The organism is Thiorhodococcus minor, from assembly GCF_010820565.1.
Classification (GTDB): Bacteria; Pseudomonadota; Gammaproteobacteria; order Chromatiales; family Chromatiaceae; genus Thiorhodococcus; species Thiorhodococcus minor.
This window is the reverse complement of record NZ_JAAIJQ010000154.1, coordinates 1-5,484: the sequence shown is the minus strand read 5'-3', so window position 1 is coordinate 5,484 and position 5,484 is coordinate 1. Positions and strand designations below refer to the sequence as shown.

Below are 5,484 nucleotides of genomic sequence, written 5' to 3'. Positions count from 1 at the left end.
TCTGCAGCGCGCAGCCGACTTTGTGCTCGCCTTGGAGGCGCAACGATCCGTGAGTGGGACTTATGGGTAACGATATGGCTTTAGGGTCTTCCGATCGGTCACCGCATCGTGATACTGAACTGCAGCCTCGATGAACCCTCGGCAGGCGAAGGCCGCCGCAACAGACTCCGCTGCACCCGGCTGAACTGAGCACACCTAATACAGGTCCTCGGTGGTGTCGAAATTCATATCTTCATCCTGGACCGCAACTGCGGACTGTGACCCCAGAAGCACCGCGAGCGCGGCACCGGTCATGGATGGCAGCAAGGGAATTCTCGGCATGTTTCTATAGCCTCTATGAAGGTTGGTTGGGCCTCTCCGGCCCTCGGGAAAAGGGCGTTCAATCGTTTTTGAGCGTGGGGTTTTCGGTTTGCGAGTGCCCTTAGAGGAGCGCAAAGCAGAGCCACAGGATAATCATCGGAGTCATGGGTAACTTCGAATCGCTGACAGGCATGTTTTCTTCCCTGGGCGCAGGGCGAGCCGACGTCGAGGTCCGCAGCATGAACCGGACCTGTTTCACTGGCGGCGGTGGCGAGCTTGGGATGGAGTGGCGATGCGACTCGTCGCCAGATTGCGTGAGAGGGGAGGAGCGCTCCAAGAGGCCCCCGCCGGCACCTTCGGCTTCTGCGCGACCGTTGAGCGCGTTTTTGTCGATCGCACCGTCCGTCGTGATAAGCAGGAAGTTCTTTTCGGCATCAGCAACCAGGTCGAGGTCTTTCAGCCGGTCGCGGATTCGTAAAACCCTCGGCCCGGATCGCCCACGCTCGCGCGGTGGCCTCCCAGAATCAGCTCGTCGAGAGGACTGTAAGACACGCTGGGACGGAAAGGTAGAGTCCCTTTCGGGACGGTTGGGGGATGCCAACCGTAATGCTACTGTCATGTCGCGCGTACGAATATCACGAGTTCTTGGACCGCAGCCGCCAACAGGCCGCGGCGTTGCCACCTCGGTGGCGCTCTGCGTCATCTTGGTGGGCTTCGAGCTCTATCAAGACATGGTGGTGCAGGCCGCCTGGCAGTGGGCCGACCTGGCCGACATCGCCCGCATGGTGCTGGTGTTGCTGATCGCCTCCATCCCGGTGGCCATGCCGACGGTGATCACGGTCACCAACTCCCTCGGCGCCCAGGCGCTGGCAAAGAAAAAGGCCAGCCGCGTTGGTATCAGCGGTTTCTCAAGGGGCGGCATGCGGCGCGCGGCGTTGCCCAGGCCGCCAAGGTCGCCGCCTAACCCGCGCATCGCTGCTCCCCGGATCGGCGCTCCGACTTCCGGGCAAGCAAGGCAACCATCGCACCTGTCACCTCCACAAACGCAGACCATCAACCACTATGAACTACAGCAAGCAATTCGGGGTGAAGCCGGGCAGCAAGGTCGACCTCGCCAAGGTCGACGCCAGCTTCAAGGACAAGCACGAATCCCACGAGCACGCCCTGCCCGAGATCGAGCAGTACAGTCAGAGGCTGCACGACCTGCAGTACTTGATGTACGCCGAGGGCAAGCGCTCGCTGCTGATTTGCCTGCAGGGGCGCGACGCGGCCGGCTAAGACGGCACCATCAACCATGTACTCGGCGCGATGAACCCGCAGGGCTGCACGGTCACCGGCTTCAAGGTGCCCAGCAAGGACGAGGCGGCCCACGATTTTCTGTGGCGCTATCACCAACACACGCCGAGCGAGGGCCAGGTGGCGATCTTCAACCGCTCCCATTACGAGGATGTGCTGGTGGTGCGGGTGCACGACCTGGTGCCAAAGGCGGTGTGGTCCAGGCGTTACGCGCAGATCAACGACTTTGAGAAGACGCTCGCCGACAACGGCACACACATCCTGAAGTTCTACCTGCACATCGACCCGGAAGAGCAGCTCGAGCGCTTCAAGCAACGCATCGACGACCCTGCCCGCCACAGGAAGATCAGCGATGGCGACTACGCCGAACGCCCGTTCTGGGACGCCTACACCGAGGCCTTCGAGGATGCGATCAGCAAGTGCAGCACCGAGCACGCCCCCTGGTTCATCATCCCATCCAATCACAAGTGGTTCCGCAACCTCGCCATCTCCCGCATCGTCGCCGAGACCCTCGAGTCGCTGGGCATGAAGTTCCCGGAGCCGACGGTCGATATCGAGGTGATCAAGCAGAAGTACCACGCGATCGTGCAGGAGGAGCGGACCGGGGCGGAAGGGGCAGAGACCGACGAGTCAGAGCGCAAGCGGGGTAAGAAGGGCGCGAAGAAGAAAAAGAAGAAGAAGAGCTAGCAGGACGCATGGAGTGAGAGGATCAACGGACACCAGCTCCCAGCTCTCGCTCCTGGTCACGACGGCGATTGTGCTCGTGGTACTGCTGTTCCTCACCGCCCCGTTGGCCTATATGCCGGAGGCGGTGCTCGCGGCCGTCGTCTTCCTGATCGGTGTCGATCTCATCGACCTCCAATACTACGCCAACGCCGAGCAGTTGTCGGAGGAGATCACGGAACTTGCCAACCATGCGCAGCCGCCCTTGCGCTGGCTCTGCATCGACGCCTCCGCGGTCGACGACGTGGATTTCTCGGCGGCGGAGACCCTGCGCTCGATCTTCGGCATCCTGAAGGACAAGGGGATACGCCTGGTCGTGGCCCAGGTGATGGAGGACGTCAAAGATGAGAGCAGTTATCAGCTCGGCCAGCTCTTTGACGAGGACGCCTTCTACGACACCATCGAGAACGTCTTGGAGGCCTACCGGCAGCAGGTGGGCACGGGTCCTGTGCCTGATGCCTCAGGCCTCGGCGAAGGAACGGTACACACAGGATGACGCTGACCCGAAAGGGACTCTATACGTGCGACGAAGGAATCCCTAGGTTGCAATAATTCCCTGAACCACGATACCAGCAAGCGAGGAACAATCCATGTCCAACAGCGCCTCAGCGCCGCTCTCCCCCGACATGCTGACCAAGGTCGACGCCTACTGGCGCGCCTGCAGCTATCTCGCGGCGGGCATGATCTATCTGCTCGACAATCCGCTGCTGCGCGAGCCCCTCATCGAAAACCGTTCCGCGATGGTGCGGTTGTCTTGCGTTATTGCCTTTGCCGCAGCGGTTCTCGTGGGCGGTTGCGCCACGGATTCCAGTCTCCTTGGCGATGGCACCAGCGTCACCGCGAGCGACCCGACCCGCCTGACGCATAGCGGCTTCCTGTCGGACTACGGGCGCCTGGCCCCTGTTTCCTGGACGCAGGGCGTCCAGTGCTGGCGGCAGCCGAGCCTTGATGTCAAGCAATATGACAAGGTACTGATCGCGCGGATCAAGGTCAGCCTGAAGCCCGGCCAGCAAGAGGCAGTCGACCCGACCGATCTGAAGATGCTGACGGATTACTTCCACGCATCACTGGTGAAGGCGCTGAAGCCGCAGATGCAGGTAGTCGAGCAACCGGGACCAGGGGTGCTCGCACTGCGTATCGCGCTGACCAATCTCGTCCCCACCGATGTGACCCGCAGCGTCGCAGGTTCGGTGGTGCCCTACGGCTTCGTCGCCGAGGCGGGGTCCGGCGTGGCGACCGGCCGGCCCGCCGGGTCGACCCCCTATCTCGGCGAGACTGGCATGGAGATGCAGTTCGTCGACGGCGCCTCCGGGAAGATCCTGGCCGAGTGCCGCGACACCGAGGTCGGCCGCAAGTACGCGGCCGCCCTGGACGCCGGTGCCGCCGGCGCGGCGCAGACCTGGGCGAACGGATACGTGAGCGCCTTCCAGGGCTGGTCCTATGCGAAAAACGCATTCGACAAATGGGCCGCGCTGACGGCCCAGCGCCTGGCCGCATTGCGTGGCGTGGGGGCGGCGAACTAGGCTGAGACAAAGACGCGCCCATTCAGGGCTCGTCGTTGGTTTCGGCAGCGAGGGCTGCAAATCGATGCGCGATCTATTGCTGTTCGTAAACAATTTTTATGTGATCGCCCGCTTCGTTCGGCACGTCTTCGTGTTCCTGTGCCTGCTCCTGATGCTGTTGGGGCTCACGCTGGCCTGGGCGGAAGACTGGACCCTGGGGGACGCCGCCTATTTCACCTTGATCACCGGACTGACCGTGGGCTACGGCGACATGACGCCGGTGACGACCCTCGGCCGGATTGCCAGCATCGCATCGGCGATTATCGGCGTTGGCGCGACCGGCCTCTATGTCGCCATCGCCAGCAAGGCGGTCGCCACGGCGATTCGGGGCCAGCGCCTCAGTCGCGACACCAAGATTGCGGACGCCGATGTCGACTGACGGCCCGCACCGAAGCGCTGCGCCGGTCGGCCGCATTCCGACCTCGGCCGATTCACCTTCGCCATCGCGACTTCTCTGCCGGATGCAGACGAGACCTGAAACAATCACACACGCATGGCACGCCAACCCATGAAAACAACCACAAGACTTGTCGCCGTCCTGGCGCTGCTGCTGTTCGTCTAGTACCTGTTCGCCGATCGCATCACGCCCTACACGTCGCTCGCGCGGGTCAAGGCGATTGTCATCGAGGTGGTGCCGCAGGTCTCCGGCTACGTCGCCGCGCTGGCGGTAACCAACGCGCAGCTCGTCGAAGGCGACGACCTGCTCGCCCGGATCGATCAGCGCCCCTTCGCATTGGAGGTGGAGAAGGCGCGTTCCGCGCTGCAATCCGCCACCCAGTCCGTCGGGGCCAGTTCGTCCCAGGAAGGGAGGCCGTGGCTGATAATCCAGAATGCGCCAACGGCCTGCTCGTCACCAACAGCGGCCTCTTCCGCCAGAAGTGCCTCGTCTACCTGCAACAACACCCGAAGAACCACCATGACGCAATGACCCTCCTCGTGCGGCAGTTGCAGCCGACCGAGACCGGCATCCCGTTGGAGCTGTACTGCTTCACCACCGACACCCGATGGGCGTTTTACGAAGGCATCCAGGCGACGATCTTCGACCACTTGCTGTCGCTGATTCCCATATTCGGATTGAGGGTATTCCAGACAGAGAGCGACTTCGCAGAACCCGACCCGAGCGCAAGAACGGTGGACGTGGTGCCCGACCTGCTCGTCACTGTCGGGACGCGAAGCGGTTCCGGGTCCGTGTCTAACGAGCCGACGCCGTGATTGACTAAGAGCGACTACCCCATGATCGGGTTTGGCAAGCGCAGCGGACGGCGTCGATGTTGAGGGAGCGGAGCCCTGGAGACAGAATCTGTAACTCGTGGACGTGACGAGTGTTGGCCGTCCGTTCTAATGCGGACCTGAATCCTCGAGACATCAGCGGCTGGATTGGGTCGATTGCTGTTGCCTCGGCCGGGAGCATCGATAGACCGTTGTTGCTGTCGGTGCTGGTGGAACAGGCCGGTCTCCAATGCCATGGACTTAAGCCGTCCGGCAGTACGCCGGGTGGAATCCGGGCTTGAGCTTGCCGGGATTGCGGCGTGGAAATTGTCGGTCTGGCCGTACCGCCTCGACGGCATCGGAAAGCGCGAGGACGGCCTGTGTCAGCAGGGTG

9 protein-coding genes and 1 pseudogene are annotated in these 5,484 nt (G+C 62.6%); 9 read left to right on the top strand and 1 reads right to left on the bottom strand.

All coding sequences use genetic code 11. The features are described 5' to 3' along the window. The first annotated feature begins 592 nt into the window (after positions 1 to 592). Positions 593 to 778 (top strand): hypothetical protein, encoded by a 186-nt coding sequence (locus tag G3446_RS25345; protein ID WP_164456457.1) that lies wholly within the window; start codon positions 593 to 595, stop codon positions 776 to 778. A 246-nt stretch (positions 779 to 1,024) separates the two neighbouring features. On the opposite strand, the gene G3446_RS25340 is transcribed toward G3446_RS25345, so the two are convergent. Continuing rightward, on the bottom strand, positions 1,025 to 1,273 hold the full coding sequence (locus G3446_RS25340; RefSeq protein WP_164456456.1) for a hypothetical protein: 249 nt from the start codon (positions 1,271 to 1,273) through the stop codon (positions 1,025 to 1,027). A gap of 89 nt (positions 1,274 to 1,362) precedes the next feature. Between G3446_RS25340 and G3446_RS28485 the strand changes: the two genes are divergently transcribed. The 8 genes and pseudogenes from G3446_RS28485 (at position 1,363) to G3446_RS27760 (ending at position 5,093) form a co-directional block, all read left to right on the top strand. Continuing rightward, a complete protein-coding gene (locus tag G3446_RS28485; protein ID WP_245232759.1) occupies positions 1,363 to 1,578 on the top strand; it encodes a hypothetical protein in 216 nt (71 codons plus the stop codon). A 9-nt stretch (positions 1,579 to 1,587) separates the two neighbouring features. Continuing rightward, positions 1,588 to 2,283, top strand: a complete 696-nt coding sequence (locus G3446_RS25335) for a PPK2 family polyphosphate kinase (protein WP_342450243.1) — start codon at positions 1,588 to 1,590, stop codon at positions 2,281 to 2,283. 13 nt (positions 2,284 to 2,296) lie between these two features. Then, the gene (locus tag G3446_RS25330; protein WP_164456455.1) at positions 2,297 to 2,815 is read left to right on the top strand and encodes a SulP family inorganic anion transporter; all 519 of its coding nucleotides are present in this window, start codon (positions 2,297 to 2,299) and stop codon (positions 2,813 to 2,815) included. 94 nt (positions 2,816 to 2,909) lie between these two features. After that, a pseudogene (locus tag G3446_RS29345) lies at positions 2,910 to 3,041 on the top strand (phosphoketolase family protein); the annotation flags it as partial. Positions 3,042 to 3,059: 18 nt separating this feature from the next. After that, positions 3,060 to 3,842: a DUF3313 domain-containing protein gene (locus G3446_RS25320; protein WP_164456458.1), complete on the top strand. Its 783-nt coding sequence runs from the start codon at positions 3,060 to 3,062 to the stop codon at positions 3,840 to 3,842. Positions 3,843 to 3,906: 64 nt separating this feature from the next. After that, complete coding sequence (locus G3446_RS25315) at positions 3,907 to 4,260, top strand: potassium channel family protein (protein ID WP_164456454.1); 354 nt, start codon at positions 3,907 to 3,909, stop codon at positions 4,258 to 4,260. Between the two features lie 249 nt (positions 4,261 to 4,509). Then, positions 4,510 to 4,809, top strand: coding sequence for a biotin/lipoyl-binding protein (locus tag G3446_RS29340; protein WP_425338434.1), 300 nt, complete (start codon positions 4,510 to 4,512; stop codon positions 4,807 to 4,809). Beyond that, positions 4,695 to 5,093: a hypothetical protein gene (locus G3446_RS27760; RefSeq protein ID WP_209262635.1), complete on the top strand. Its 399-nt coding sequence runs from the start codon at positions 4,695 to 4,697 to the stop codon at positions 5,091 to 5,093. Before G3446_RS29340 ends, G3446_RS27760 begins: the two co-directional genes overlap by 115 nt. The last annotated feature ends 391 nt before the right edge of the window (positions 5,094 to 5,484 follow it).